General features: G+C 64.6%; 29 protein-coding genes. 13 read left to right on the forward strand and 16 right to left on the reverse strand.

Features of this window, described 5'->3' with window-relative positions; all coding sequences use genetic code 11:
• Positions 1-302: 302 nt before the first annotated feature.
• Complete coding sequence (locus I6F20_RS02340) at positions 303-587, reverse strand: hypothetical protein (RefSeq protein ID WP_036031624.1); 285 nt, start codon at positions 585-587, stop codon at positions 303-305.
• Positions 588-834: 247 nt separating this feature from the next.
• On the opposite strand from I6F20_RS02340, the gene I6F20_RS02345 reads away from it, so the two are divergent.
• Positions 835-1245, forward strand: coding sequence for a DUF3775 domain-containing protein (locus I6F20_RS02345; RefSeq protein ID WP_225113205.1), 411 nt, complete (start codon positions 835-837; stop codon positions 1243-1245).
• A 38-nt stretch (positions 1246-1283) separates the two neighbouring features.
• Entirely contained in the window at positions 1284-1745 is a 462-nt protein-coding gene (locus tag I6F20_RS02350) for a host attachment protein (protein WP_036011176.1), read from the forward strand.
• A 24-nt stretch (positions 1746-1769) separates the two neighbouring features.
• Here I6F20_RS02350 and I6F20_RS02355 read toward each other — a convergent pair whose 3' ends face one another.
• Entirely contained in the window at positions 1770-2033 is a 264-nt protein-coding gene (locus I6F20_RS02355; protein WP_225113203.1) for a hypothetical protein, read from the reverse strand.
• Between the two features lie 298 nt (positions 2034-2331).
• Here I6F20_RS02355 and I6F20_RS02360 point away from each other — a divergent pair, with 298 nt between their 5' ends.
• Together I6F20_RS02360 and I6F20_RS02365 are read left to right on the forward strand one after the other, a co-directional pair.
• Entirely contained in the window at positions 2332-2778 is a 447-nt protein-coding gene (locus tag I6F20_RS02360; RefSeq protein ID WP_036011182.1) for a hypothetical protein, read from the forward strand.
• Positions 2779-2877: 99 nt separating this feature from the next.
• Entirely contained in the window at positions 2878-3750 is an 873-nt protein-coding gene (locus tag I6F20_RS02365) for a DMT family transporter (protein WP_225124936.1), read from the forward strand.
• A gap of 116 nt (positions 3751-3866) precedes the next feature.
• On the opposite strand, the gene I6F20_RS02370 is transcribed toward I6F20_RS02365, so the two are convergent.
• Positions 3867-4160, reverse strand: coding sequence for a hypothetical protein (locus tag I6F20_RS02370; protein WP_036031605.1), 294 nt, complete (start codon positions 4158-4160; stop codon positions 3867-3869).
• A gap of 66 nt (positions 4161-4226) precedes the next feature.
• Positions 4227-5618 (reverse strand): cryptochrome/photolyase family protein, encoded by a 1392-nt coding sequence (locus I6F20_RS02375; RefSeq protein ID WP_249787745.1) that lies wholly within the window; start codon positions 5616-5618, stop codon positions 4227-4229.
• 158 nt (positions 5619-5776) lie between these two features.
• Here I6F20_RS02375 and I6F20_RS02380 point away from each other — a divergent pair, with 158 nt between their 5' ends.
• Positions 5777-7507: a methyl-accepting chemotaxis protein gene (locus I6F20_RS02380; protein ID WP_225124937.1), complete on the forward strand. Its 1731-nt coding sequence runs from the start codon at positions 5777-5779 to the stop codon at positions 7505-7507.
• Between the two features lie 122 nt (positions 7508-7629).
• On the opposite strand, the gene I6F20_RS02385 is transcribed toward I6F20_RS02380, so the two are convergent.
• Positions 7630-8289 (reverse strand): peroxiredoxin, encoded by a 660-nt coding sequence (locus I6F20_RS02385; protein ID WP_036011192.1) that lies wholly within the window; start codon positions 8287-8289, stop codon positions 7630-7632.
• Between the two features lie 393 nt (positions 8290-8682).
• Between I6F20_RS02385 and I6F20_RS02390 the strand changes: the two genes are divergently transcribed.
• The gene (locus tag I6F20_RS02390; RefSeq protein WP_036011195.1) at positions 8683-9255 is read left to right on the forward strand and encodes a hypothetical protein; all 573 of its coding nucleotides are present in this window, start codon (positions 8683-8685) and stop codon (positions 9253-9255) included.
• Positions 9256-10084: 829 nt separating this feature from the next.
• Here I6F20_RS02390 and I6F20_RS02395 read toward each other — a convergent pair.
• Both I6F20_RS02395 and I6F20_RS02400 read right to left on the reverse strand, forming a co-directional pair.
• On the reverse strand, positions 10085-10405 hold the full coding sequence (locus I6F20_RS02395) for a response regulator transcription factor (protein WP_225124938.1): 321 nt from the start codon (positions 10403-10405) through the stop codon (positions 10085-10087).
• Positions 10406-10447: 42 nt separating this feature from the next.
• Positions 10448-10687: an ABC transporter permease gene (locus I6F20_RS02400; protein ID WP_225124939.1), complete on the reverse strand. Its 240-nt coding sequence runs from the start codon at positions 10685-10687 to the stop codon at positions 10448-10450.
• On the opposite strand from I6F20_RS02400, the gene I6F20_RS02405 reads away from it, so the two are divergent.
• Together I6F20_RS02405 and I6F20_RS02410 are read left to right on the forward strand one after the other, a co-directional pair.
• Complete coding sequence (locus tag I6F20_RS02405; RefSeq protein WP_225124940.1) at positions 10677-10919, forward strand: hypothetical protein; 243 nt, start codon at positions 10677-10679, stop codon at positions 10917-10919. The genes I6F20_RS02400 and I6F20_RS02405 overlap by 11 nt on opposite strands.
• A 174-nt stretch (positions 10920-11093) precedes the next feature.
• Positions 11094-11543 carry a hypothetical protein gene (locus tag I6F20_RS02410; protein ID WP_036013475.1) on the forward strand — a complete coding sequence of 150 codons (450 nt, stop codon included), beginning with the start codon at positions 11094-11096 and terminating at the stop codon, positions 11541-11543.
• Between the two features lies 1 nt (position 11544).
• Here I6F20_RS02410 and I6F20_RS02415 read toward each other — a convergent pair whose 3' ends face one another.
• Complete coding sequence (locus I6F20_RS02415) at positions 11545-12387, reverse strand: GNAT family N-acetyltransferase (protein WP_225124941.1); 843 nt, start codon at positions 12385-12387, stop codon at positions 11545-11547.
• Positions 12388-12503: 116 nt separating this feature from the next.
• Here I6F20_RS02415 and I6F20_RS02420 point away from each other — a divergent pair, with 116 nt between their 5' ends.
• Positions 12504-13208: an SDR family oxidoreductase gene (locus I6F20_RS02420; protein WP_225124942.1), complete on the forward strand. Its 705-nt coding sequence runs from the start codon at positions 12504-12506 to the stop codon at positions 13206-13208.
• Positions 13209-13217: 9 nt separating this feature from the next.
• Here I6F20_RS02420 and I6F20_RS02425 read toward each other — a convergent pair whose 3' ends face one another.
• Entirely contained in the window at positions 13218-14384 is a 1167-nt protein-coding gene (locus tag I6F20_RS02425) for a serine hydrolase (protein ID WP_518513043.1), read from the reverse strand.
• A 166-nt stretch (positions 14385-14550) separates the two neighbouring features.
• On the opposite strand from I6F20_RS02425, the gene I6F20_RS02430 reads away from it, so the two are divergent.
• Together I6F20_RS02430 and I6F20_RS02435 are read left to right on the forward strand one after the other, a co-directional pair.
• Positions 14551-14931 carry an ArsR/SmtB family transcription factor gene (locus I6F20_RS02430; protein WP_225124943.1) on the forward strand — a complete coding sequence of 127 codons (381 nt, stop codon included), beginning with the start codon at positions 14551-14553 and terminating at the stop codon, positions 14929-14931.
• A 2-nt stretch (positions 14932-14933) separates the two neighbouring features.
• On the forward strand, positions 14934-15425 hold the full coding sequence (locus I6F20_RS02435) for an SRPBCC family protein (protein WP_225124945.1): 492 nt from the start codon (positions 14934-14936) through the stop codon (positions 15423-15425).
• Positions 15426-15533: 108 nt separating this feature from the next.
• Here the strand turns inward: I6F20_RS02435 and I6F20_RS02440 are convergent, their stop codons facing one another.
• The 3 genes from I6F20_RS02440 to I6F20_RS02450 all read right to left on the reverse strand — a co-directional run bounded on the left by I6F20_RS02440 (position 15534) and on the right by I6F20_RS02450 (position 18007).
• The gene (locus I6F20_RS02440; RefSeq protein ID WP_225124946.1) at positions 15534-16421 is read right to left on the reverse strand and encodes a manganese catalase family protein; all 888 of its coding nucleotides are present in this window, start codon (positions 16419-16421) and stop codon (positions 15534-15536) included.
• A gap of 141 nt (positions 16422-16562) precedes the next feature.
• Positions 16563-17444 carry an MBL fold metallo-hydrolase gene (locus tag I6F20_RS02445; RefSeq protein ID WP_225124948.1) on the reverse strand — a complete coding sequence of 294 codons (882 nt, stop codon included), beginning with the start codon at positions 17442-17444 and terminating at the stop codon, positions 16563-16565.
• Positions 17441-18007 carry a NuoB/complex I 20 kDa subunit family protein gene (locus tag I6F20_RS02450; RefSeq protein WP_225124950.1) on the reverse strand — a complete coding sequence of 189 codons (567 nt, stop codon included), beginning with the start codon at positions 18005-18007 and terminating at the stop codon, positions 17441-17443. Before I6F20_RS02450 ends, I6F20_RS02445 begins: the two co-directional genes overlap by 4 nt.
• 258 nt (positions 18008-18265) lie before the next feature.
• On the opposite strand from I6F20_RS02450, the gene I6F20_RS02455 reads away from it, so the two are divergent.
• Both I6F20_RS02455 and I6F20_RS02460 read left to right on the forward strand, forming a co-directional pair.
• The gene (locus I6F20_RS02455) at positions 18266-18763 is read left to right on the forward strand and encodes a ferritin-like domain-containing protein (protein ID WP_225124952.1); all 498 of its coding nucleotides are present in this window, start codon (positions 18266-18268) and stop codon (positions 18761-18763) included.
• A 129-nt stretch (positions 18764-18892) separates the two neighbouring features.
• A complete protein-coding gene (locus I6F20_RS02460) occupies positions 18893-19159 on the forward strand; it encodes a hypothetical protein (protein ID WP_081493004.1) in 267 nt (88 codons plus the stop codon).
• Between the two features lie 17 nt (positions 19160-19176).
• Here I6F20_RS02460 and I6F20_RS02465 read toward each other — a convergent pair whose 3' ends face one another.
• The 4 genes from I6F20_RS02465 to I6F20_RS02480 are packed head-to-tail and all read right to left on the reverse strand — an operon-like array spanning position 19177 to position 23537.
• The gene (locus I6F20_RS02465) at positions 19177-20391 is read right to left on the reverse strand and encodes an ABC transporter substrate-binding protein (protein ID WP_225124953.1); all 1215 of its coding nucleotides are present in this window, start codon (positions 20389-20391) and stop codon (positions 19177-19179) included.
• Between the two features lie 21 nt (positions 20392-20412).
• A complete protein-coding gene (locus I6F20_RS02470; RefSeq protein WP_036013495.1) occupies positions 20413-21399 on the reverse strand; it encodes a Bug family tripartite tricarboxylate transporter substrate binding protein in 987 nt (328 codons plus the stop codon).
• Positions 21400-21451: 52 nt separating this feature from the next.
• The gene (locus tag I6F20_RS02475) at positions 21452-22648 is read right to left on the reverse strand and encodes a CaiB/BaiF CoA transferase family protein (RefSeq protein WP_225124955.1); all 1197 of its coding nucleotides are present in this window, start codon (positions 22646-22648) and stop codon (positions 21452-21454) included.
• Position 22649: 1 nt separating this feature from the next.
• Positions 22650-23537: an IclR family transcriptional regulator gene (locus I6F20_RS02480; RefSeq protein ID WP_225124957.1), complete on the reverse strand. Its 888-nt coding sequence runs from the start codon at positions 23535-23537 to the stop codon at positions 22650-22652.
• Positions 23538-23557: the final 20 nt, after the last annotated feature.

Here is a 23557-nt window from a genome sequence, read left to right on the forward strand (position 1 = left end):
AGACAATCAAAGGAACATCGCTGCATCATCAATGGCGAAGCATCGAGTTTCAGTAAACCGAATTTCAGGGCCGTAGTATTGCGGACATCATGCCATGAGGTACGTTGGATCATCGCCGTTTCTCAACGCTCTGCACCTTCATGTTGACAGCACCGAAACACGATCGGTTAAATCGTCATAAGTGACCTTTTCGGCTGATCTCATCTTTGATCTAGATCAAACATGAACGGCTTGGGGCCAGTGATCCACTGCGCAAGACATGATCTCGCAAAAGCGAAGGGGCCCGAAGGCCCCTTCAAACGTCACCAGCGGCGATAGCCGTAGTACCCATAATGGCGCGGCCCGTAATAGCGCGGCGGCCCATAGTACCGCGGGCCGTAATAATATGGCCGCGGCCTGTAGTAGTAGCCATAATAGTTCGGCCGCCACCAGCACCGTCCCCAGGCGTCGCAGACCATGCGGACCTGCTCGACGCCGGAGACCTGCGGTGTCGCAGGTGCAGGCGCGATGGGCATGGCGGATGCCGTCGACGATGCAACGAGGGCGCCGAACAGGAACGCGGCCAATCGGCCAGTCGTGAGGTTCATGATGTCTTCCTTCGCTTACGCGATGCAGGATATCGAGGTTGTTCTGATCAAATTGTGGCCGAACCGAAATGTAATACAGATGAACAGGCGAGCTGACCCTTACGTCACGGCTCGGCAGCGGGCCGTAGGCCGGGCAGGCCGTGTCGTGACTTGAGCTTGATCCTGCGCAATTCGCAAGTTTGCCTTGGCTCTTACTGTCGCCGTCATGGCAGCGGCGTGGTGCCTGCTGCCGGGCAAGGTGAGCTGAATGCGAGTCATTCCAGATCTGTCGATCTCGCCGGAGAAGGTGTTCTTCGTCATCTCGAAATCGCGCCGGTCCGACAGCGAAGCGGGCGGGGGTGGCGTCATCCTGGACTTCGGCGACGACGACATGAGCTACGGCCGCGGTGGGCGCGGCGAAACAACCGACCGTGCCGAGCTCGCGGGCTTCATCCGCGCTCTCAATGTTGACGAGCAGATCGATCTCGTGGCGCTGACCTGGCTTGGCCGCGGCGACGGTGATCTCTCCGATTGGCGTCAACTGCGCGCCCAGGCCGCCCAGGCGCACAACCAGCGTACCGCCTCATACCTGATCGGTACGCCAATGCTCGCCGACTATCTGGAGGAGGCGATGACGCAATTCGGCAAGTCCTTCGAGGAATTCGAAGAACAGCTCTGATGCCGGATGCGGCGTCTGCAAGTGAAGGAGAAGTTGCGATGGACAAGATGAGAATGGACAAGGGTGACTGGCTGGTCGTGTGCGACGGGCGCAAGGCGCTCATTCTGGAAAACCTCGGCGACGAGATGTTTCCGAACCTCCACACCAGGGAGGTGCACGAGCAGCCCAATCCCGCGACCGCCGCTCAGGGGGCCGACGCGCCGGGCCGGTTGCATGGCGCGGTCGGCGGCGCACGCAGCTCGGTCGAGCAGACCGATTGGCACGACGAGGCCGAGCGCGCCTTTCTGCGGAGCCTAGCCGGCCGGCTCGATGCCGCCGTCAGCTCCGGTGAGACGACGGCCCTGACCATGGTGGCCTCGCCACGTGCGCTCGGCATGATCCGCGCCGACTATTCGGACGGGCTGCGCAAGGCGCTTCAGGGGGAGGTCGGCAAGGACCTCGTCAAGCTGCCGGTCTACGAGATCGAGAAGCAATTGCTGCGGTCGGGCGCCGCCAAATAGAGGAGCCGCAGCGGCCGCGGCGCCTCAGTAGCAGGGGTGCCGCCGGCCGTCCTGACCAATATAAGCGGCCGCGCTGCGGTAGCAGTGGTTGGTCGCCGGGCCGTCATAGTAGGCGAAGGTGCCGGGGGTGATACCCGGGCCGTAATTGTGCAGGTAGCTGATCGGGTAGGGCAGCGGGCTCGCGTAGGAGCGGTGGTACCGGTGGCGGCCGTTCGCCTCCGCGAGGGCGGGGGCCAGGACCGCAGCCGTCAAGGCCGCAACCGCGGCGACACGCGTCAACTTGCTCATCTCGATTCTCCGGAACCCGCTCGAATGGGTCAGCCTGTTATAGCAATTTCGAGCGGCCAAGCATCGCTCCGGAGGCCAGAAATCAAGGCCAATCCCGCAGATTTCCGGGTGGGTGTGACAGAATTGCCGGACATGCGGCCAAAGCTGCCCATTTTTGGCCTTTTCGGGATGCTTAACGAATTCCCCACACAAGTATGACCAAAGACTATTCGGTTCAGAATTCTTCCGCCGGCCCGGGGGGCATTTGCCGGCCCCTCGAGTCCGGTACATTCCTGAAGGCCTTCGCCGTCATCTCGCCATGCGCATCACGCTTCCGAGTCTGCTGTTGCTCTGCCTCGCCGCCGCCACGCCGGCGCGCGCCGAGCTGCACATCACGCGCGACCACGGCGGCTATGTCGAGGAGTACAAGGCCAAGTACAAGCGGGTGCGCGAAAAGGGCGAGCGGGTCATCATCGACGGCATCTGCAATTCGGCCTGCACGCTCGTGCTCGGCATCGTGCCGATGAACAAGATCTGCGTGACGCCGCGCGCGAGCCTCGGCTTCCACCAGGCCTATTACGACAAGGCGTTCACCTTCGGCATCAAGGTCACCAGCGCTGAGGGTACCTCCGATCTCATGTCCTACTACCCCGACACGGTGAAGGACTGGATTCGCCGCAATGGCGGGCTCACCACGGACATGAAGAAGATCAAGAACGGGGTCGAGCTCTGGAAGATCGTCAATCCCTGCCCGGACGAATGGTGAGCGGCTGAGACGGACCGCGATCCTCCGTCGCAGCGCAGCATATCGTCACCACGAAATTCGCATTGCCGCATGGCCGAGGGTCGGGCAATGAGGGCGGCAATGAACCATAATCAAGAAACCCTGACCGCCCGCGCCGCGCCGATCCTGTTCGTGCTGCTCTGGAGCACCGGATTCATCGGGACCAAATACGTCGTCAACAATGCCGATCCCTTGACCTATCTCGCCATCCGCATGGCGATCGTGGTCGGGCTGATGGCAATCATCGCAGGAATCGCTCGGCCGAAATGGCCTGATAGCGCCGGCATCGCGCACAGCGCGGTCGCCGGCATCCTCGTCCACGGCTTCTATCTCGGCGGCACCGCGATCGCGATCGCGCATTCGATTCCGGCCGGCCTTTCCGCGCTGATTCCGGGCCTGCAGCCGATCCTGACCTCGACCATCGCCAACCGTTGGCTCGGTGAGAAGGTGACGCCGCTACAATGGGCCGGGCTCGTGCTCGGCCTCGGTGGGGTGGTGCTGATCCTGCACAACCGTCCGATGACCGGCGAAGCCGGGCTCGGCTGGCTCGCCTCGGTGGTCTCGCTGGTCAGCATCACGCTCGGCACGCTCTATCAGCGCCGCTATTGCAATCACATCGACTGGCGCGCCGGCAATCTCGTGCAGTACGTGGCAGTCACCATCTTCTTCGCGGTCGGCGCCTTCCTGTTCGAGGATCGCGTGGTGCACTGGACGCGGGAGTTTGTGCTTGCGCTCGCCTGGCTCGCGGTCGCGCTCTCGATCGGATCGATCGGGCTGTTGTACTGGCTGATCCGCCACGCCGCGGCGACCTCGGTCGCGAGCCTGTTCTATTTGGTTCCGGCCGTCACGGCCCTGATGGCCTATCTGCTGTTCGGAGAAAAGCTGGATGCGATTGCCATTGCTGGCATGGCGCTCTGCGCCGCGGCGGTCTTTGTGGTCAATTGGCGGTCCTGACGGCACGCAGTTCGGCTCGCCGGAAACGCGGAAGTGCTTCAACGCCGAGCAAGCGGCGAGGATAGATGCGGGCTGTCTCCGGGCGCGCCCGCACCCGGAGACGTCTTCCGGTGCGATCAGCGCTTGGCCTTCTTGGCCTTCTTCTTCGACTTGCCGGCTTTCTTGGTCGCCTTTTTCGCAGACTTTTTCGCCGCCTTCTTGGACGACTTCTTTGCGGCCTTCTTCGTCGTCTTCTTCGCAGCCTTCTTGGCTTTCTTCTTGGCCGCCTTCTTCGGCGCTACTTTCTTCGCGACCTTCTTGGCGGCTTTCTTCACCTGCTTGACTGCGGTGACTGCCGCGTCCTTGGTCGTTTCCACGGCGCTGGTGATCGTCTCCATCGCCTGTTCGGTGATCGGCTTCTCGTCGTCCATATCGTCCCCCACGGTTTGCATGGAGCGATGACGATAGCGGGTTTCGAAATTGTGTCAAAGCGACGCTCAACCTTTGCGGATCTTTGCGTAGGCGGCGAGCGCGCGTTCGCGTGCCCTGGCATGATCGACGATCGGTTGCGGATAGGTCTTGCCGATCGTGATGCCCGCGCTCGCAAGCTCGATCGGCGTTGCCTGCCAGGGCCGGTGGATCAGCTTGGCGGGCAGGGCCTTCAGCTCCGGAACCCAGCGTCGAACATAGGCTCCATCAGGATCGAACTTCTCGCCCTGGAGCTGCGGATTGAACACGCGGAAATAGGGCGCAGCGTCCGCGCCGCAGCCGGCGACCCATTGCCAGTTGGCAGGATTGCTGCCGGCGTCCGCGTCGACCAGCGTGTCCCAGAACCAGGCCTCCCCCTCGCGCCAGTCGATCAGGAGGTGCTTGACCAGGAAGGAGGCCACCACCATCCGCACCCGGTTGTGCATCACGCCGGTGTGCCAGAGCTCGCGCAGGCCGGCATCGACGATGGGGTATCCGGTGCGCCCGCGCTGCCAGGCGGCGAGCGCTTCTTTTTCGGGCTGCCAAGGGAAGGCATCGAAGTTCGTCTGCAGGTTTTCGGCGGCAAGGTTGGGGTGATCGTGGAGGAGGTGGCGGCAGAATTCGCGCCAGCCGAGCTCGCTCAACAATTTTTCGACGCCTTGCCCGCGTGCCGGATCTTCCGCCGCGGCAAACCGGGCGGCGTGCCAGACCTGACGGGGGCTGATCTCGCCGAAGCGCAGATGCGGCGACAGCCGTGAGGTGCCCTCTCGGTCTGGACGGTCGCGGTCGCCCACATACATTCGAACAGTGTGCTTGAGGAAGTCGCGCAGGCGCAGATGGGCAGAGGCGGCACCGGGGCTCCATGCCTCGCGCAGGCCGCCCGCCCAATCGGGCGTGGTCGGCTCGAGCTTCCAGCTCTCTAGTCCATCGCTCGCGATGCTCGGTGCAGGGCGCAGCTGCTTCGGCGCGGGCAGGGGCTTTGGCGGGTCGCCGAGGGCCAGTACGCGGCGCCAGAACGGGGTGAACACGCGCAGACCCCGGCCGTCCTTGGTGCGTATCGCCGCGGGCGGGACCAGCAGGTCGCCGGGAAAGCTCTGCGCGTGCATGCCCAGCTTTGTCAGGGCCGCTTCGAGCTGTCGTTCAACCGCCTGATGCGGCGCCTGCGCGATCTCGTTCCAGTAGACGGCGCGGGCACCGCTCTGTCGCACCACCTCAGGGATCACCTTGGCCGCCGGTCCTCTGCGCAGGACGAGCGAGCCGCCGCGCGCGGCGATCTCGGCTCCGAGCGCCCGCAGCGACTGCGCCAGCCACCAGCGTGCCGCGCCGCCCGGCGCTCGCCCCGCCGCCTCGTCCAGTACGTAGAGGCAAAGCACCGGCGCTCCGGACTTGGCGGCGGCGTGGAGGGCGGGATGGTCGGACAGGCGGAGATCGTCGCGAAACCAGACGATGACGGGCGGGGTCAGGGAAGGCCTCGTTTACCAATTGGAAACCGTACGGCGTGCGGCGGTGGGAACCCGTCGTTAATGCGGCTGTAAGTCAATTGCACCAATATGCAGGAATTACGGGGGTCATTCCATCCATGTCCAATCTTCTAACGGCGAAGTTCCTGCCGCGGTTCAAGCTCGGCACCAAAGCGGTCCTGTGCGCGGTGCTGCTGATCGCAATGAACACGGCGCTCGTGGTCGGCGCCGGCTATTGGTCACTGACATCCGCCTTCACTGACCGCGCCCTGCGCGACATCGAGGTCAATCTGCGCACGCTGGGGCTGGCCTTTGCGGAGACCGTTCCCGAAGCCAAGATCACGATCCGAGACGGCGCGGTGGTCCGCGCCGAGATCCCCAAAATGCCCGACTTCAGGGATCACGCCATCGTCGACCGGGCGGTGTCCTATGTCGGCGGCAACGCGACCCTGTTCGTGTTCGACGCGGCGAGCGGACAGTTCATCCGCCGCTCGACCAACGTGAAAAAGGAAAACGGCGACCGCGCCGTCGGGACCCAGCTGGCCGCCGATCATCCGGGGCAGGCCCCGCTGCGCCGTGGCGAGGCCTATAAGGGGCCGGCCACGCTGTTCGGCAAGACGTTCATGACCGCCTATTTCCCGATCGCCGATGGCACCGGCAAGGTCGCCGGCATTCTCTATGTCGGCATCCCCATGGTGCAGTTCGAGGGCATGCTGTCCCAGGCGATGGAGAGCATGGCGGCCGCTGCCGGGCTTGCCGCGCTTCTGGTGCTGGTCCTGACCCTGCTGGTCGTCCGGCGCATCACCCGGCCCCTGACCTCGGTGACGCATTCGCTCACCGCGCTTGCCAACGGTCAGAGCGACATCGCGATCGAATGCGAGGACCGTGCCGACGAGATCGGCGAAATCGCCCGCACGGTCGCGGTGTTCAAGAGCAACTCGCAGGAGCGGGCGCGCCTGCGCACTGAGCAGGCAGCGGCAACCGCTGCCGCAGCCGAGCAGCGCAAGGCCGAGCTGCGCAACTTCGTCGAGGGGTTCCGCGGCAGCGTCGGCGGCATTCTCGACAAAGTGCTGGCATCGTCCGGCGAGTTCGAGCGCGCCGCGCGACAACTCACCGACGCCGCGCGCTCCACGGCAGATCTGTCGGCGCAGTCGGCGGGAGCTTCCGAAAGCGCCTCCGAGCATGTGCGTTCGGCGGCGTCCGCTTCCGACGAGCTGTCTCAATCCATCTCCGAGATCACCCGCCGGGTGCAGGAATCGAACGAGATCTCCGCCGAGGCGGTGCGGCAGGCCGAAGCGACGGACCAGCGCATCGCGCAGCTCTCGGAGGCCGGCTCGCGCATCGGCGACGTCGTCAAGCTGATCACCTCGATCGCCGAGCAGACCAATCTGCTGGCGCTGAATGCGACCATCGAGGCTGCACGCGCGGGCGATGCCGGCCGCGGCTTCGCGGTGGTGGCTCAGGAGGTCAAGACGCTCGCCGGCCAGACCGCGAAGGCGACCGACGAGATCTCGAACCAGATCGAGAGCATGCAGCTTGCGACCGAGGAATCGGTCGCAGCCATCAAGGCGATCAGCCAGACCATCGAGCGCATCAGCGGCATCGCAGGCTCGATCTCGGCGGCGGTCGAGCAACAGAAAAGCGCGACGCACAACATCGTGGCCAGCGTGCGCGCCGCGGTGTCAGGCACGGCCGATGTCGCGGTCAATGTCCGTCACGCCGCCAAGGGCGCCAGCGAGACGGGCGAAACGTCGAGCCGCATGTTTGCTTCCGCCCAGGCGCTGTCGGGCGAGAGCCTGCATCTGAAGGCCGAGGTCGAGAGCTTCCTCGACCGCGTGCACGCGGCGTGATTCTGGGTCATCATCCCGGGATGGTCCGAAGGACCAGCCCCGGGATCTCGAGATCCCGGGTTCGATGCTGACGCATCGCCCCGGGATGACTTTTTGGGGCCGCTATCCGCGACCGCCAAAAGTCATCTGGGCTGCGGGACGATGCGGATGTAGGGCTTCGGCTCCTTCCAGCCCTGCGGATAGATCGTCTTGGCCTCGTCGTTGGAGACCGAGCCCGCGATGATGACGTCGTCGCCCTGCGACCAGTCGGCCGGGGTGGCGACGCGATGCTTGGCGGTGAGCTGGAGCGAGTCGATGACGCGCAGGATCTCCTGGAAGTTCCGGCCCGTCGTCATCGGATAGACCAGCACCAGCTTGATCTTCTTGTCCGGGCCGATGATGAAGACGTTGCGGACGGTTTGGTTGTCGGCCGGCGTGCGGGTGAGGGGATCGCCAGAGGTCGAGGCTGGCAGCATGCCGTAGAGCTTGGAGACGTTGAAATCGGTGTCGCCGATCATCGGGTAGTTCGGCGCGGCGCCTTGGGTCTCCATGATGTCTTCCGACCATTTGGCATGACGGTCGACCGGATCGACCGATAGGCCCATCAGCTTGACCCCGCGCTTGTCGAATTCCGGCTTCAGCTTGGCGAGGGCGCCGAGTTCGGTGGTGCAAACCGGCGTGAAATCCTTCGGGTGTGAGAACAAGAGGGCCCAGCTGTTGCCGATCCAGTCGTGGAATTTGATCTTCCCTTCGGTGGTTTCGGCTTCGAAGTCAGGGGCGGTGGCGCCGATCGGAAGTGTCATGATCTTACCTCATCTCATTGAATCTAATCGAGAATTCGTCTCCGGCCGTCACATCCATTATAAGGGCTTCGCCGGCCTAAGTGAACGCCAACTGAACCGGCTCAAGTAAAATGTGAATTCCTTCTTTGAAGAGCCGATTTTCTAGCAACTTATTGTTACAGCGGCAGCTGCGGCGAAACAGCTCCACCCGGGGTCACACGGTCTCGCTCGCCCCGATAATGCCTTTTATGACTTTCATCACGCTCGCCCGGCGCGTTCTAGAACCAGATTGGTCCTGATAGCGACCAATTGGCAACCATCTAGAAAAGTCGCGATCCCCGTATCGAATCGTTAAGCACCCCTTTACGCCGGCATGGAAATGCTGGTCGATCAGAAGAAGTCTGGAAGTGAACTATGTCCGCCGCTGCGCCTAAGCCCACCGAGCCGTCGTCCCTCGTGCCGTCCTGCCGCGATACCGCAGCTCATGCCCTTTCCGTCGTGCGGGACGGCGTGATCACGGGCGAAGGCCCGACCACCAAGGGACGGGTGCATTTCTCCCGTTCGCTCGACGCCGATGACACCGCCTGGTGCGTGCGCATCCTCACCGCCACCGCCGTCAACGACCAGCCGGTCAGCCGCGCCGAGGCCGAAGTTCTGTTCGAGATCAACGAGGCCGCGACGGAGCGCACCGATGGCGGCCGGTTCGACGACCTGCTTGCCAAGGCGGTCGCCCATTATGCCGCGAGCGCCTCGGGCCTGAAGGTGCCGCCGCGCAGCGTCGCGCTGTCGGCCGACACCGAGATCGAGAGCTGGGCGCCGTCCTATGCCTCCAAGGTCAACAGCGAGATGCTGGAGTGGATCGCCGGCCAGATGCGTGGCAAGCGCCAGAACAACCGTCGCCTGATGGCGATGGTGGCGACCTTCCTCGGCGCTACCGCACTGCCTCTGGCGGGCCAATTGCCGAACGTGTTCGACATCGGGATGTAAGGCAAATGGGCCGCGGTCGCGGCTCGCAGCTCGTGTCACGCTTGCGTCCGGGGCACGAGACTACCGTATTGTGACACCGCTGTCTCAACAGCGTCATTGCGAGCGCAGCGAAGCAATCCAGAATCTTTCCGCGGATACATTTCTGGATTGCTTCGCTGCGCTCGCAATGACGGGGCAAGTTGCGACACCGCGTCTCTCCAATTCGCGTGACTCGCAGGCACGCTTCCGCATCCTCGCGGCGCATTTCGCCCGAGCTTTGCCTTGTCGTCCCACCCTCAATTGAAAGAGGGCGCAGGGAAGACCGGGTGCCGGCCGGGCACCCACGGTCCACTGTGCGAAAGGTGGCAACGAAGAATTTGCACAGCGGCATACAGGTGAAGCCAAACATCCGGCCTTCCCTGCGCAGTGGCTTTACGGCTTATGTCGTGCTCTCCTCGGGGAGCGATGCACTATTGCCCCCGTCGCCCCGCGGATGGCTGATGCGCTTGCCCGGTTGGGCCGCAACATCACCGCAAGACTTGACGCACAGACCCCGGGCGTCAGGACCACACGATTTTGCCGTACGCCGATGACACCGGTCGTATGCGCGAGGTCTTTGCTCACGGCTCTCCGCCCTGCAAACCCTTTCGCGCCAACGCCATCAGCGTCCACCGCCCCCCGGCCCGCGTTCGTGACGATCGCGATACGCCCCTCTTCCTTGGGCCGGGTTGCGCGACACATAGGCGATTTCCGAATTTCGGTAAAGTGGAATATTTTGGGCCGCGTGCGTTGACCCATAGATTGGATGTTTTGCCCGTCGGGCAACGCAAGGGATGGTAGCTGCAACCATTCAATCCGGCGCGGTCTGCGCCGCCGGTGGATTCGGTGCAAGCGCCTGCGCCGGCTTCGTCGCGGCCGGATAGAGCTCGGTCTTGGCGAGATCGCGGCGGAGCGACGATGGCGCCGCGTGCAGGGCAAAGGCGATCGCGATCTGCGTTCTGTTCTGAAGCCGGTACTTGCGCATGATGTTGCCGATATGCGCCCGCACCGTGTTCTCCGAGATGTTGAGCTCGTAGGCGATGTTCTTGTTCTGCATTCCCCGCGCGATCAGCGTCATCAGCTCCCGTTCGCGCGGCGTCGGTGCGATCAAGTCCTTCGGATCCGAGCTCATGGCTGATGCCTCCCTGGCCTTTGCGAACATCCCGGCATGCTCTCACTCCGTCTTGAGCGCCTCGATCGGGCTCAGCTTGGACGCCTTGTGGGCTGGATAGAAACCAAAGACGAGGCCGGTCGCGATCGAGAAGACGAGAGACAGGCCGATCGCCTGGCCGTCGATCGAGGTGACCCAACCGGCCATGCGGGCGACCGTCATCGAGAGCGTGATGCCGCCGGCGACGCCGAGCAGGCAGAGGACGAGCGCTTCGGAGAGAAACTGCAGACGGATGTCGCGCATTCGCCCACCGAGCGCCCCGGGCGACGGTCACACCACAATGGTCCAGGACGAGAACGGCACGTCGGTGATCACGCAGAGCGGTGATCCGGCGGAGACCGAGGTCACGATCGAGAAGGAGCCCGGGCGCACGACGGTCACCCGCCGCAGCGGCGGCAACACCGCGATCGTGACACAGGGCAGCGCAAGCCCGCAGGACATGCTCGACTGGCTGCGCAAGCTGCAGGGCCACTGACGCGTGAAGCCATTGAAATAAGAGAGGAATTCCGGGCGTTCTGCCGCACCTTGTTCCCGGCTATTCGCGTGCCTTAACCAATAATTAATTATACGTTTGCGGGTGGGCGACAGCCCGGCCTAGCCTCCTTTCGGGGGGCCGCTATCGCGAAGCCAAACGAGTGTGGTGCGTATCATGATTGCCAGATCATATGGGGCGTTGTTCGCCTCGCTCAGCGCAGCTGCGCTGCTGCTTAGCTCCAGTGACAGTCCTGCCAGAGCTGCTGGCGCCACAGCGTCCGGCGTCGCCGCAGTTGCTGCCCCGCCGGCTGCGGCACGTCCGCCGATCGGGCCGGGCGCCAGGTTCCATCGCCGCAGCGCTCCCTGGGTCTATTGGCCGGGCGGCGGCAGCTACTTCTACGACGGCGCCGGCTACAGCCAGCCCTTCGCCGATGTGAACCAATCGCTCTCCGCCGATGTGCGCTACACCTACACCTATGATGTGCCCTGGGACTGGACGCATCGCTATCCGCCGAACGTCGTGCCGTCCAATCGGCCCTACGTGCCGAGCTGCCCGACGGAGCAGGTGACGGTGCCCGGCCGCGGCGGCAGCGAGCACACCGTCAACATCATGCGCTGCTATTGAGCTAGCCGAGTTCGAAGCTGGTGACGCCGAAGACGCGGTCGATGCGCAGCGGCGCGATCGGCCCCGTATACATCCGCGCCGTCTCGAACACCGGCTCGAGGCCGAGCGCCTCGGCGAGCGCGATCGCGACGGGATTGACGGCGGGGACGTCGAGGAAGACCTCGCCGGCGCCCGCGCTTCCGAGCAGCGACTGCACGACTTGATCCGCGGCGGCGCGATCGTCGGCGACGAGCGGGCCGATCTTGTAGCCCGTCCGGCAGGTCCGGATCACACCCCATGCAGCGAGCCTGCCCTCGCGCAGCAACGCGCGGCCGACATGACCTCGCGTGTTGATCCAGGCGCGCAGGAAGGCGCTACGCGCGGCGGGGAATACGCTGGCGTCATCGGCGTCCACCAGCGCAAACGGGACCTTGTCGAGCGCAACGACATCGGCAGACGGCTTGACGGATCCCGCAACGGTGCCGCCATAGCGGATATTGGCGTAAGCGAGCTGGAAACCCGACTTCTTGTAATTCTCCTGCTGCGCCACCACGCCGTCGAGGCCGATCACGCGCGCGCCTGCATGCGCAATCGCGGCATTCCAGATGCGCAGGCCATGGCCCGCGCCGCGAAAGCGCTCGCGCACGATGTAGAAGCCAAGGAAGGCGAAGCGGTCGTCGTAATTGACGCAGGAGACGGTCGCGACCGGCTCGCCGTCGATCTCGCCGACGAAGAAGCCTCGGGCATCGGGGATCGCGAAGCAGGCCGCATCCGCCAGCCCCGGATTCCAGCCCTCTGCAGCGGCCCAGTCGACGGCGAGGGCGATTTCGTCGGGGCGCAAATTGCGGATCTGCAGATCACTCATTTCAAGCGCCTCATGATGGATGTCTTCGGCCATGGACCTGCCGACGGGTCTGGCTGTAGAAGGCCTCATGATAGGCCGAGCCTGCGGCTCGCCTCAACTAAAGGGATCATCGGATCATGGCAGTAGAGAAGGTTGCGCTCGTCACCGCCGGCGGCAGCGGCATGGGGGCGGGGGCTGCGCGGCGGCTGGCGGCGGACGGGTTTGGCGTCGCGATCCTGTCGTCCTCGGGCAAGGGCGAGGCGCTGGCGGCCGAGCTCGGCGGGCTCGGCGTTACCGGCTCGAACCAGTCGAACGACGACCTGAAGCGCTTCGTCGAGGCTGCGATGGCGAAGTGGGGACGGATCGACGTTCTCGTCAACAGCGCCGGGCACGGGCCGCGTGCCCCCATCACCGAGATCACCGACGAGCAGTGGCACACCGGCCTCGACACTTATCTCTTGAACGTGATCCGTCCGACCCGGCTGGTGACGCCGCTGATGCAGGCGCAGAAGGGCGGCGCCATCATCAACATCTCGACCGCCTGGGCGTTCGAGCCCAGCGCGATGTTCCCGACCTCGGCGGTGTTCCGCGCAGGGCTCGCCGCCTTCACCAAGATCTTCACCGACGCTTACGCGGCCGACAATGTCCGCATGAACAACGTGCTGCCGGGCTGGATCGACAGCCTGCCGCAACAGGACGCGCGGCGCGACAGCGTGCCGATGAAGCGCTACGGCAAGGTCGAAGAGGTCGCGGCGACAATCTCGTTCCTGGCCTCCGACGGCGCCGCCTACATCACCGGCCAGAACATCCGCGTCGACGGCGGGCTGATGCGCTCGGTCTGAGCGGCGGCCTCAATGTGAGGCGATGAGCCGCGCCAGCTCCGGCAGGATCTTGTAGCGGGCGATCTCGTGCGGATACTCGCCGCGATTGGCCAGCAGGACGATGCCGATCCGCCGCGCCGGCACCAGGCCGATATAGCCGGAGGCGTTGTTGAGGCCGCCCGGCTTGTCGACGATGGTGACGCCTGGAAGGCGCACGGTCTCCCAGGCCAGGCCCTGTCCGAATCTTTCGTCGACGCGGAAGGCCTCGCGCTGCGTCAGCCGCAACGCCTCGCGCAAATGCGGGTCGATCGCGCGGCCGTCGACGCAGGCGGCCGCGAAGGCGGCAAGGTCGCGGGCGGAGGCGAACATCTGGCCCGTGCCGGGAAAATCGAAGTAGCTCTGCTGGTTGCCGATCGGCCCGATCGCCATGCCCTGGTCGGAATAGCCCTGGACCACGCGCTGCATCGCCGCCGCGTCCATGACGGCGCGATGGTCCGGACCGCGCTCGGGGAGGAAGGTGGAGCCCATGGCGAGGGGGCGGAGAATGCGGCGCTGGATCAGCGCATGGATCGGCTTGCCGTAGCAACGCTCGAGCACGAGCTGAAGCAGCACATAGCCGGCATGGGTGTAGACGCGTTGCCGGCCGGGTGCGATGCCGGGTGCCGGCGTGAAGGCGTTCAGCAGGGCGATGAACTGCTCGCGCGTAAACTCTTCGTTCGGCCAGGGCGGATGGTCGGTCGGCAGCAGCAGGCCCGACGTGTGCGTCGCCAACTGGCCCACAGTGACGTTGCGGATGTAGTTGCCGCTCAGCTCGGGCAGGTATTTCGGCAGACGATCGTCGAGCCGCAGCTCGCCGCGCAGCACGCCGAGCGCCACGAGCGTGGCCTCGAACGGCTTTCGCAACGAGGCGAGGTTGAACAGCGTGTCGGGCGTCACCTTCCGTCCGGTCGCATCGTCGGCGAACCCATAGCTGAAGAACTCGATATGGCGGCCGGCATAGAGCGCTGCGGCGAGGCCGCCCGCATGGTCCGCCGTCGCGGTCGGCGCCAGCGCGCCGGCGACGATGTCGCGCATTTGCGCAATCATGTCGGAATCGGCCGAGGCGCGGCGCTGGCAAAGCGCCATCGCCATCGCAATGGACGCGGCCTGGGCGAAGACTCGCCGGGTGATCGGGGATGAGATGACAACGGGCGCCACGTGCTCTGATCGATCATGCTGATGCGCCCCGGATGGTTCTAGCGAGGAGGGCGCGAGGTCCCAATTCACGATTGCGCGTTGTGGGTTCCCGTCATCCGGGCTGCGAAACTGAGCCGTTCGGCTAACAATTGTTGACGTCCGCGATCCTGCGTGTATAGTTAGCTTCATGGCTAACCAATTATCCAACCTCGACCAGATCTTCGCCGCGCTCGCCGATCCGACGCGGCGGGCGATCGTGATGCGGCTGTGCGCGGGCGAGGCGTCGGTCGGCGAGCTCGCCGGTCCCTTCGACATGGCGCTGCCGAGCTTCATGAAGCACATCCATGTGCTGGAGACGAGCGGGCTCGTTCAGTCCGAGAAATCGGGACGCGTGCGCACCTGCCGTCTCAGCGCGGATGCGCTGGTCGGCGCCGAGGATTGGTTCCAGCAGCAGCGCGCGGTCTGGGAAGCGCGGCTCGACCGCTTCGAGGCCTATGTGATGAAGCTCAAGAAAGAAAGGGCGGCCGTCAAGCGGCCGTCCCGAACAACCAAACGGAAAGGTTCCTGACAATGACTGGTTCTGCCAACCCCGCTCTGTCGCAATGGTCGCTCGACCGCGAGATCGTGATGTCGCGCGTGATCGACGCGCCGCGCGATCTGGTGTTCGAGGCATGGTCCGACCCGAAGCATCTGCCGCAATGGTTCGGCCCGAAGGGATTCAAGGTCGAGACCTTCGAGATCGACGTGCGCGTCGGCGGCGTCTGGCGCTTCAACATGATCGGGCCCGACGGTACGGTCTATCCGAACCGGATGCGCTTCCGCCGCATCGAGCGGCCTTCGCTGATGGAGATGGATCACGGTACAGACCAGGATGACGATCCCCGCATGTTCCGCTTCACCGTCACCTTTGCCGAGCAGAGTAACGGCAAGACCGTGCTGATGATGCGGCAGCTGGCCTCGAGCACCGAGCAGCGCGATGGCATGATCGGTTTCGGCGCCGTCGAATACGGCTACCAGACGCTCGACAAGCTCGCGGCCTATGTGGCGGGCATGAAGCGGTGAAGGCAGTCCCGCCATTCCCGGGCCCTGAGATGGCGAGCCGGAAATGGCGGCGTGCGCGAACACATTTTGATCAAGCCGCCGTCGAAATGGCGGCTTGCCTTGTACAGGTCAGGTCAGCGCGTTGGTGACCGGCGGCTCCTGCATCTGCTCCACTTGCGCGGCGCTGTCGGGACGTGCGGGTCCAAGCACGGGCTCGTCGCCGAGCGGCTCGAAGGCGGGGCGGAAGCTGAATTCGCCGCGGCCGTCGAGCGAGGGGCCTTCATTGTAGCGGCCCGGCTGGAGCGGCGCACCATTGCGCTCGGTCCCCATGAACATGTAGCTGAACTCGGTCGCTTCCTTGCTCCGGTCGAAGCTGTTCGGAATCGGCAGCGCGGCATCTCCACCCATCTCCTCGATCACGGCGAGCCATTGCTGCTGATGCATGGTGTCGCGCGCGATCAGGTAGCTGAGCATGTCCTGCATGCCCGGATCGCTCGTGGAGTTGAAGAGGCGCACCGCCAGCGTTCGGCCGGTGGCTTCGGCGGCCACGTTGCAATACATATCGGCGGCGAGATTGCCGCTGGCGTAGATGTGCGAACAATCGAACGGGACGCCGTCGGCGTTGGCCGGGAAGGCCGCCATGCCCGTCGACAGGATATGCCGATGCAGCATGCCCTCGATCACGTGTCGCGGCCGCTCGCCGCCGGACATCACCGCGCCGACGATCGGATTGCCCTGCATGCTGCTCTCCTGCATCGTCGCCGGTGCATTTTCCAGGTTCAGGGCGACCGCGGTCGAAAGCATCTCGATGTGGCTGATCTCCTCGGTTGCGGTGTTGAGCAACACGTCGCGATATTTGGCCGGACCGCGCGCGCCCCAGGCCTGGAAGAAATATTGCAGGCAGACGCGGATCTCGCCCTCCACGCCGCCGATCGCCTGCTGCAGCTGGCGGGCGAAGATCGGATCGGGCTTCTCGACCCTGACCGGGTATTGCAGTCGCTTGTCGAAATAGTACATGCGCAACTCCTTTTTGTTCTGTCGTATTGGCGCAATGAAGCCCGTGGGGTTGCGTTCCTAATCATCTGCAATCGCGGTTCAGATCGCTTCGAAATTCGCGGACCGCAAAGCCGAAATTGACGCGGTCCCCCACCACCACTTCTATGCGCGTCGATGGGAAGGTACGGCGACCTCGTCGAACAACTCGGCCAGAGCATCGAGCGCAACGCGCATCGCCGGTCCTTGCATCGCCGCGCCATGGCCGGTCACGACGATCTCGGGAGCAAGCGCGGCAAGTTCGCGCACCGAGGTTTTTGCGCTGGCCCAATCCGGCGTGAAATACATCGGCGGCCCGTGCATCTCTGGCGTTTGCGTCATTGCCGCGTAAACTGACTCCTGCCGGGTGGTGATGAAGGCGTCGCCGGCGATCAGGACGCGGTCGCGCTCACGCCAGAGCGAGACATGACCGGGCGTGTGGCCGGGCGTCGGGATCCACCGCCAGTCTTGCATGAAGGGCACGCTGTGGTCCGAGGGCAGATCATAAAGGCGGGATGCGACGTTGACGGGTCTTGTCGGAAACAGCGGAGAGAGCAGGGCGAGCAAGCCGCCACCGACACTCGGATCGGCTGGCGGATAGGATTGCGTGCCGTCGAGATAGGGATGCTCGGCGTGATGCGCATAAACCGGGACGTCCCACTCGTTCGCCAGCGTCTCGAGCACACCGACGTGATCGAAATGAGCGTGTGTCATGATGATGCAGGCCGGGCGGCCGTGGCCGCCGAACCGAGCCTTGGCGGCGGAGCGAATCGCCGGTGCCGCTCCGGGGATGCCGGCGTCGACCAGTACCCAGTTGCCGTCGCCAGCACCTTCGCGGCCGACAAAGATCACGTTGACGATGGCAAGCTGCCGGTAAGCAACGTCGGCCACGATCTGTCGTGTGTTGTCGTTTCGCTCGAGGTCGAATTCGGGGTTTTCCGCCTCGGCCGCCGGGGAAAGAGGAATTTGCGTCTTGCCGGTCCGTGTCGACCCAGTCTGATGTGTCATCGTTCTATCGTGCCCATCCGCCGGATTTTCTTCTGGAGCAGCATCACGCCGTAGAGCAGCGCTTCCGCGGTCGGCGGGCAGCCGGGGACGTAGATGTCGACCGGCACCACGCGGTCGCAGCCGCGCACGACGGAATAGGAGTAATGGTAATAGCCGCCGCCGTTGGCGCAGGATCCCATCGAGATCACGTAACGCGGCTCGGGCATCTGGTCGTAGACCTTGCGGAAGGCCGGGGCCATCTTGTTGGTCAAGGTGCCTGCCACGATGATCACGTCGGATTGACGCGGTGAGGCCCGCGGCGCAAAGCCGAACCGCTCGGCGTCATAGCGCGGCATCGACATCTGCATCATCTCGACGGCGCAGCAGGCGAGTCCAAACGTCATCCACATCAGCGATCCCGTCCGCGCCCAGGTGATCAAATCCTCGGCGGTGGCGGTGAAGAAGCCCTTGTCCGCGAGGTCATCGCGGATCTGCATGAAATAGGGATCTGAGGCGTTGTCCGGCTGCCCCTGGCCCGGACGCGGCACCGGGAAATTGCTGGCGGGTGAAGGACTGTCGGTCATTAGATCATCATTGTCGCTGGGGTGAGGGCGCAACGTCGCGCTGTGACCACGCGCTGCTGTGAACGGCGGGGCGCAGCCGGCGTTCCCGCGGTCGAAGACCACGTTTGCGTTTGGCTATCGCAGGTTAGCGCTGGGTCCTTCGGCCGGAACAGGCAACGAAGACATGGTCTCTCCTGCGGCAATCAGCGGCCGTGTTAGGAACAATCGCCCGTGCTTCCCGGTTGCGCGAACGACGCCAGTCAAATGGAGAACAGGAAAATGGCCAATGCAGCCCGCGATACGTTCGTGGTGGGACTACGCAATGCGCATGCGATGGAAGTGCAGGCGCGAGAGTTGATGGAGCGCCAGTCGGAGCGGCTGGACGAATATCCCGAGGTCAAGGCGAAGATCACGGCGCACCTTCAGGAGACCAATGAGCAGCTGCGTCGCCTCGAAAAGTGCCTGGAAGCCTGTGGCGAGAGCACGTCGAGCCTGAAGGATACGGCGCAGTCGGTGATGGCCAACATGATGGCCATGGCGCATTCGGTTGCCGGCGACGAGATTCTGAAGAACACTTTCGCGAACAACGCCTTCGAGAATTTCGAGATCGCCGCCTACAAGTCGCTGCTCGCGCTGTGCGGCGCGGCCGGCATGCCGGAGGCGAAGGAGCCGCTCGAGACGTCATTGACGGAGGAGCAGCGCATGGCGGCCTGGATCGATTCCAATGTCGAGAAGGTCACCATGGAGTACCTCACGCATCAGCGCCAGGCCGCGTAGTTCTTCGCGTTCCTCGCTGACAGCGAACCACCGGCGCGCCCCGCGGCCGGTGGTTTTTTCGCGCCGCCGGGTTCCCTGCCATCTGCGCGTGAGCCTAGGAACGATCGCTGCGATCAGGCTTTGGCAGTGATGACGCACATCATCTTCAGCGATTACCGCAATCCGGCGGCGGAGCAGGCCTACGAGATCGCCTGGGACTTTCTTACGCGAACGGGCGCCATCAGCGACGAATTCGACGCCTGCGTGTTCCTGGCGCAGCGCATCACCGTGATGGTCGAGGAGGGACACACGAATCGGATCCGCATGGCCAACCGCGCGATCTCCGAATACCAGCGCCATGCCGCGGAACGCGACGATCTCATCCGTGGCGGCGGCCGTTACGCCGAAAGGCGTTGAGCGCCGGCGAAGCGGGTTCACTCCCTGGCTTCGTCCGTGACGATGTCGCCGAGCTTCTGCCAGCGCTGGCCGTCGAACTGCACCATCTGGAACTGCTTGTTGACGCGATAGTCCGTCGGCGTGGTCGTGACCGAGATCCCCGGGAGCGTCAGGTCGAGCTCGACGTTCTTGAGGTTGGCCGCCTGTCGCATCACGTTCTCGCGGGTCAGATCGTCGCCGCATTGCTTCAGCACTTGCACCAGGAGCTGCGCGGTGATGTAGCCGTAGACGTTCAGGTTCGAATCCTTGTCGCCCTCGGGATAGTACTTGGCCATGAAGGCGAGGTAGCGCTTCATGCCCGGGTCGTCCTTCCATTCGGGATCCGCGGCATCCTTGACGTATCCGACGCTGATGATGCCCTTGGAATTGTCGAGCCCGGCGGGCTTGAGCACGGCGCTGAGCGAGGAGGCGTTGATGTCGATGATGTGCAGCGCCTTCCAGCCGATCTCGGCCATCTTCTTGATGGCCTGCGCGGCCTGCTTCGGCGTGGTCGCGCTGAACAGCACGTCGGCGCCCGCATCCTTTAACCGCAGGATCTGCGAGTCGATCGTCGGCTCGTTGATCTCGTAGGAGGTCTCGGCGACGACCATGTTCGCCTTGTCGCCGAGGCCCGCCTTGAGGCCGGCGAGATAATCCTTGCCGAGATCGTCGTTCTGGTAGAGCACGCCGATTTTGGCGTTCGGATGGTTCTTCAGGAGGTATTGCGCATAGATCCGGCCCTCGACGAGGTAAGAGGGGTTGAAACCCATGGTCCAGGGGAAGTTCTTTGGATCGGTGAAGCGTGCGGCGCCGGTGGCGGCGAAGAGCTGCGGGATCTTCTTGGCGTTGAGATATTTCTGCACGGCGACGTTCGGGGCGGTGCCGATGATCTGGAAGGTCAAAAGCACTTCGTCGCTTTCGACGAGCTTGCGGACCTGCTCCACCGTCTTCGGCGGCGAATAGGCATCGTCATGCTGGATCAGCTCGACCTTGCGGCCGTTCACGCCGCCCTGGTCGTTGATCATCCTCAGATAGGCGGCCTGGGTCTTGCCGATCACCGCGTAGGCCGAGGCCGGGCCGCTGAGCGGCACGGTCTGGCCCACCTTGATCGCGGTGTCGGACGCGCCGGGATCGTATTTCTTTTGTGCCTGCGCTGCCGCGACCGAGAGGAGAAGGGCGGAGGTGGCGATGAATTTGGTGACGACGTTTTTCATGTCGGTTTCCTCCAGCAATCCTCATTCGCCCTTGAGGCCGGCGTCGCGGATCAGCTTGGTCCATTTCTGCGTTTCGGCGTCGATGAACTTGCTGAACTCGGCGGCGGTGCCTGGGCGCACTTCGAGGCCCTGCGCGGTCAGCTTGTCCTTGATCGCAGGCTCGGCGAGCGCCCGCAGAACCTCGGCCTGGAATTTGTCCACGATGGCGCGCGGCGTCGTGGACGGCACCATGAAGCCGTACCAGCCGGCCGCAGCCACATTGGGAAAGCCCTGCTCGCGCAGCGTCGGTGCCTGCGGATACAGCGCGCTGCGCTCGGCCGAGGCGACGCCGAGCACGGTGAACTTGCCGCTCTGGATGTAGGGCAAGGCCGTCGGCAGCGCGGTCAGTGTGGCGTCGACGCGTCCGGCGAGCAGCTCGGTGTAGGAGGCCGCATCGCCCCGGAACGGGATGTTCAAACCCTTGACGCCGGCGTCGCGGAACAGGAGCTCTCCGGCAAGATGCGGCTGCGAGCCGGCGCCTGGGGAGGCGAAGGTGAGGCCGTCGGGCTTGGATTTGCCGTAGGCGATCAGGTCGGGAAGCGTCTTGAACGGCGCGTCGGCGCTGATGATGAGGAACAGCGGCGCGATCACCACCATCGCCACCGGCGCCAGATCCTTGCGCTCATAGGTCAGCTTGCCGAACAGCGCCTCGGCGGTGGCGTAGGGCGCCGCGACATAGAGGATGGTGTAGCCGTCGCCCGGCGCATGGGCGACCATGTCGTTGGCGATGCGCGTGCCGGCGCCCGGCTTGTTCTCGACAATAAACTGCTGACGCAGGCTGCGGCCGAACTCTTCGGCGAGCAGACGCAGCGAGATGTCGTTGGACCCGCCGGGCCCGTAAGGCGAGATCAGACGGACCATGCGCGAGGGCCAGGCGTCCTCGGCATGTGCCCTCATGCCTGAGCCGGCCGCGAGCCCGCCCGCGATCGTGCCCAGCAGAGCTCGCCGCGTCACCTTGAACGATGCCACTGTTGTCTTCCTCCCTGTATTTGTTTCTCTTTTATCTGCCGCTCTTACGACCTCAGATCACCTTTCGTTGGGTGAGCTGCTCGATCCTGGCGTCCGAGAGCCCGAGCCAATCCCGGTAGACCTCGTCATTGTCCTGGCCGACGTCGCCCGCGGCATGGCGCAGGCGCGCGGGATCGACGGTGAAACGCGGCACGACATTGGTCATGGCGACCGTGCCGAAATCCCGGTCGGCAACGCGCGTGATCACCTCGCGCGCCTTCACCTGCGGGTCGTCGGCGATCTGATCTATCGAATAGATCGGGGCGAGCGTTCCCTGCGCGGCGTTGAATCTCGCGAGGACCTCGTCGAGGGGATGCGCGGCGCACCAGGCCGCGAAGATGTCGTTGAGTTCGACGGCGTGCTTGACGCGCTGCTCATTGCCGGCAAAGCGCGGATCCGCGATCAGATCGGGGCGGCCGATCGCCCGGCAGTTCGCTGCAAAGAGCGCGTTGGTCGAACCTGCGAGCGTGACCCAGTGACCGTCGCGGGTGCGAAACACCGCGGCCGGTGCTGAATAACCATTGGCGTTGCCGATGCGGCTGCGAACGGTGCCGAGCTGGTCGTGCTCGATGGCGAGGACGTCGAGCAGGCGGAAGGTGGCTTCGGTCAGCGCGAGATCGATCTCCTCGCCCGGCGCATCCGGGTCGCGCGCCCGCTTCCACAGCGCTGCCAGCACGCCGACGGCGCCGAACAGGCCGCCGATCGAATCCCCGATCGGGTATCCGGGATGGGTCGGTTCGCCGCCGCTCTCGCCGGTGATGTAAGTCAGTCCGCCCATGGCCTCGAAGATGCGGGCGAAGCCGGGGCGCTCGCGATAGGGACCATCCTGCCCGAAGGCGGTGGCGCGCAAAATCACGAGACGCGGCTGGATCGACCACAGCACCTCCTTGGGAAGCCCCCAGCGATCCAGCGTTCCCGGACGAAAATTCTCGATCAGCACGTCGAAGCGTGGAAGCAGCTGCTTGAACAGCGCAAGCCCTTCCGGCGTGCGCAGATCGAGCGTGGCAAACTTCTTGTTGCGGTTGGCGGCCTTCCACCACAGCGGCTTGCCGTTCTTGAACGGCGGAAACGACCGCACCCCGTCGCCGTTCCCGGGCATCTCGATCTTGAGCACGTCCGCGCCGTAGTCGGCGAGCAGCGTGGCGGCGAACGGCGCGGCGATGATCGTCGCGATGTCGAGAACCTTCAATCCTTCGAGCGGCCCAGCCATGTCATGTCCCGCCGCTTGTGATCCTTTTGGTTTTGCGCGGCGGCGTCGTAAGCTCGGCCTGCCCGACGATGGCGCGGATGCTGTCGGCGAGCGCCGCGATGCGCGGACCGATCTCGCTCTCGAGCTGACCTGGCTGGAGCCGGAAGGCGGGGATGCCGCAATTGATCGAGAACGACTGCTTCGATTCGCTCGCATGAAACAGCGGCGCGGCGACGGCATGGATCGAGGCCATGTACTCGCCCCAGCAGGTGCAGAAGCCGCGGCTTTTGCATTGCGCGATGCCGGCGCGGTATTTGTCGCGGAGCGCCGACCACAATCCGGCATCCTCGGCGGCGAGATTGCGTTCCAGCCGGTCTGCATCGGCCGGCGGCAAGGTCGCCGCCGCGGCGCGGCCCATGGCGGTCATCACGACGGGAATGGGCATGCCGATGTCGGGCACGTGCGGGCCGACATCGCCGGAGCGCGCGGTCTCGACATAGATCATCGACGTCGCATCGAGCAGGCCGATCGACACCGTGCCGCGGACGCTGTGCGCCAGCTCCTGCATCATGGGCCGCGCAACTTGGCGGAATTGCATTCCGGCGAGCAGGGGATGCGCCATCCGCAGCGCCCGTGCACCGACGCGGTACTTCGACCGCTCGGCGTCGTAGCGGAGATAGCCGAGCTCGGCCAAGGTATGGGTCAGCCTCGCCACCGTCGGGCGCGGGATGCCGGTCAGCGTCGACAGCTCCATGTTGCCCAGCAGCGTGCTCCCGGCCTTGAACGCCTCGAGCACGACGAGCCCCTTGGCCAGAGTGGTGGCGAAAGCGGCGTCATCCGCGCTCTCGGCCAGCACGGCTGCGGCAGAGGAGAGCGGGCGCTGCGGCTTGGGTGAGTCAGTCGGAGCCATCCCCGAATATCAGACGGACG

This window comes from Bradyrhizobium sp. IC3123, assembly GCF_020193625.1.
Lineage (GTDB): Bacteria > Pseudomonadota > Alphaproteobacteria > Rhizobiales > Xanthobacteraceae > Bradyrhizobium > Bradyrhizobium yuanmingense.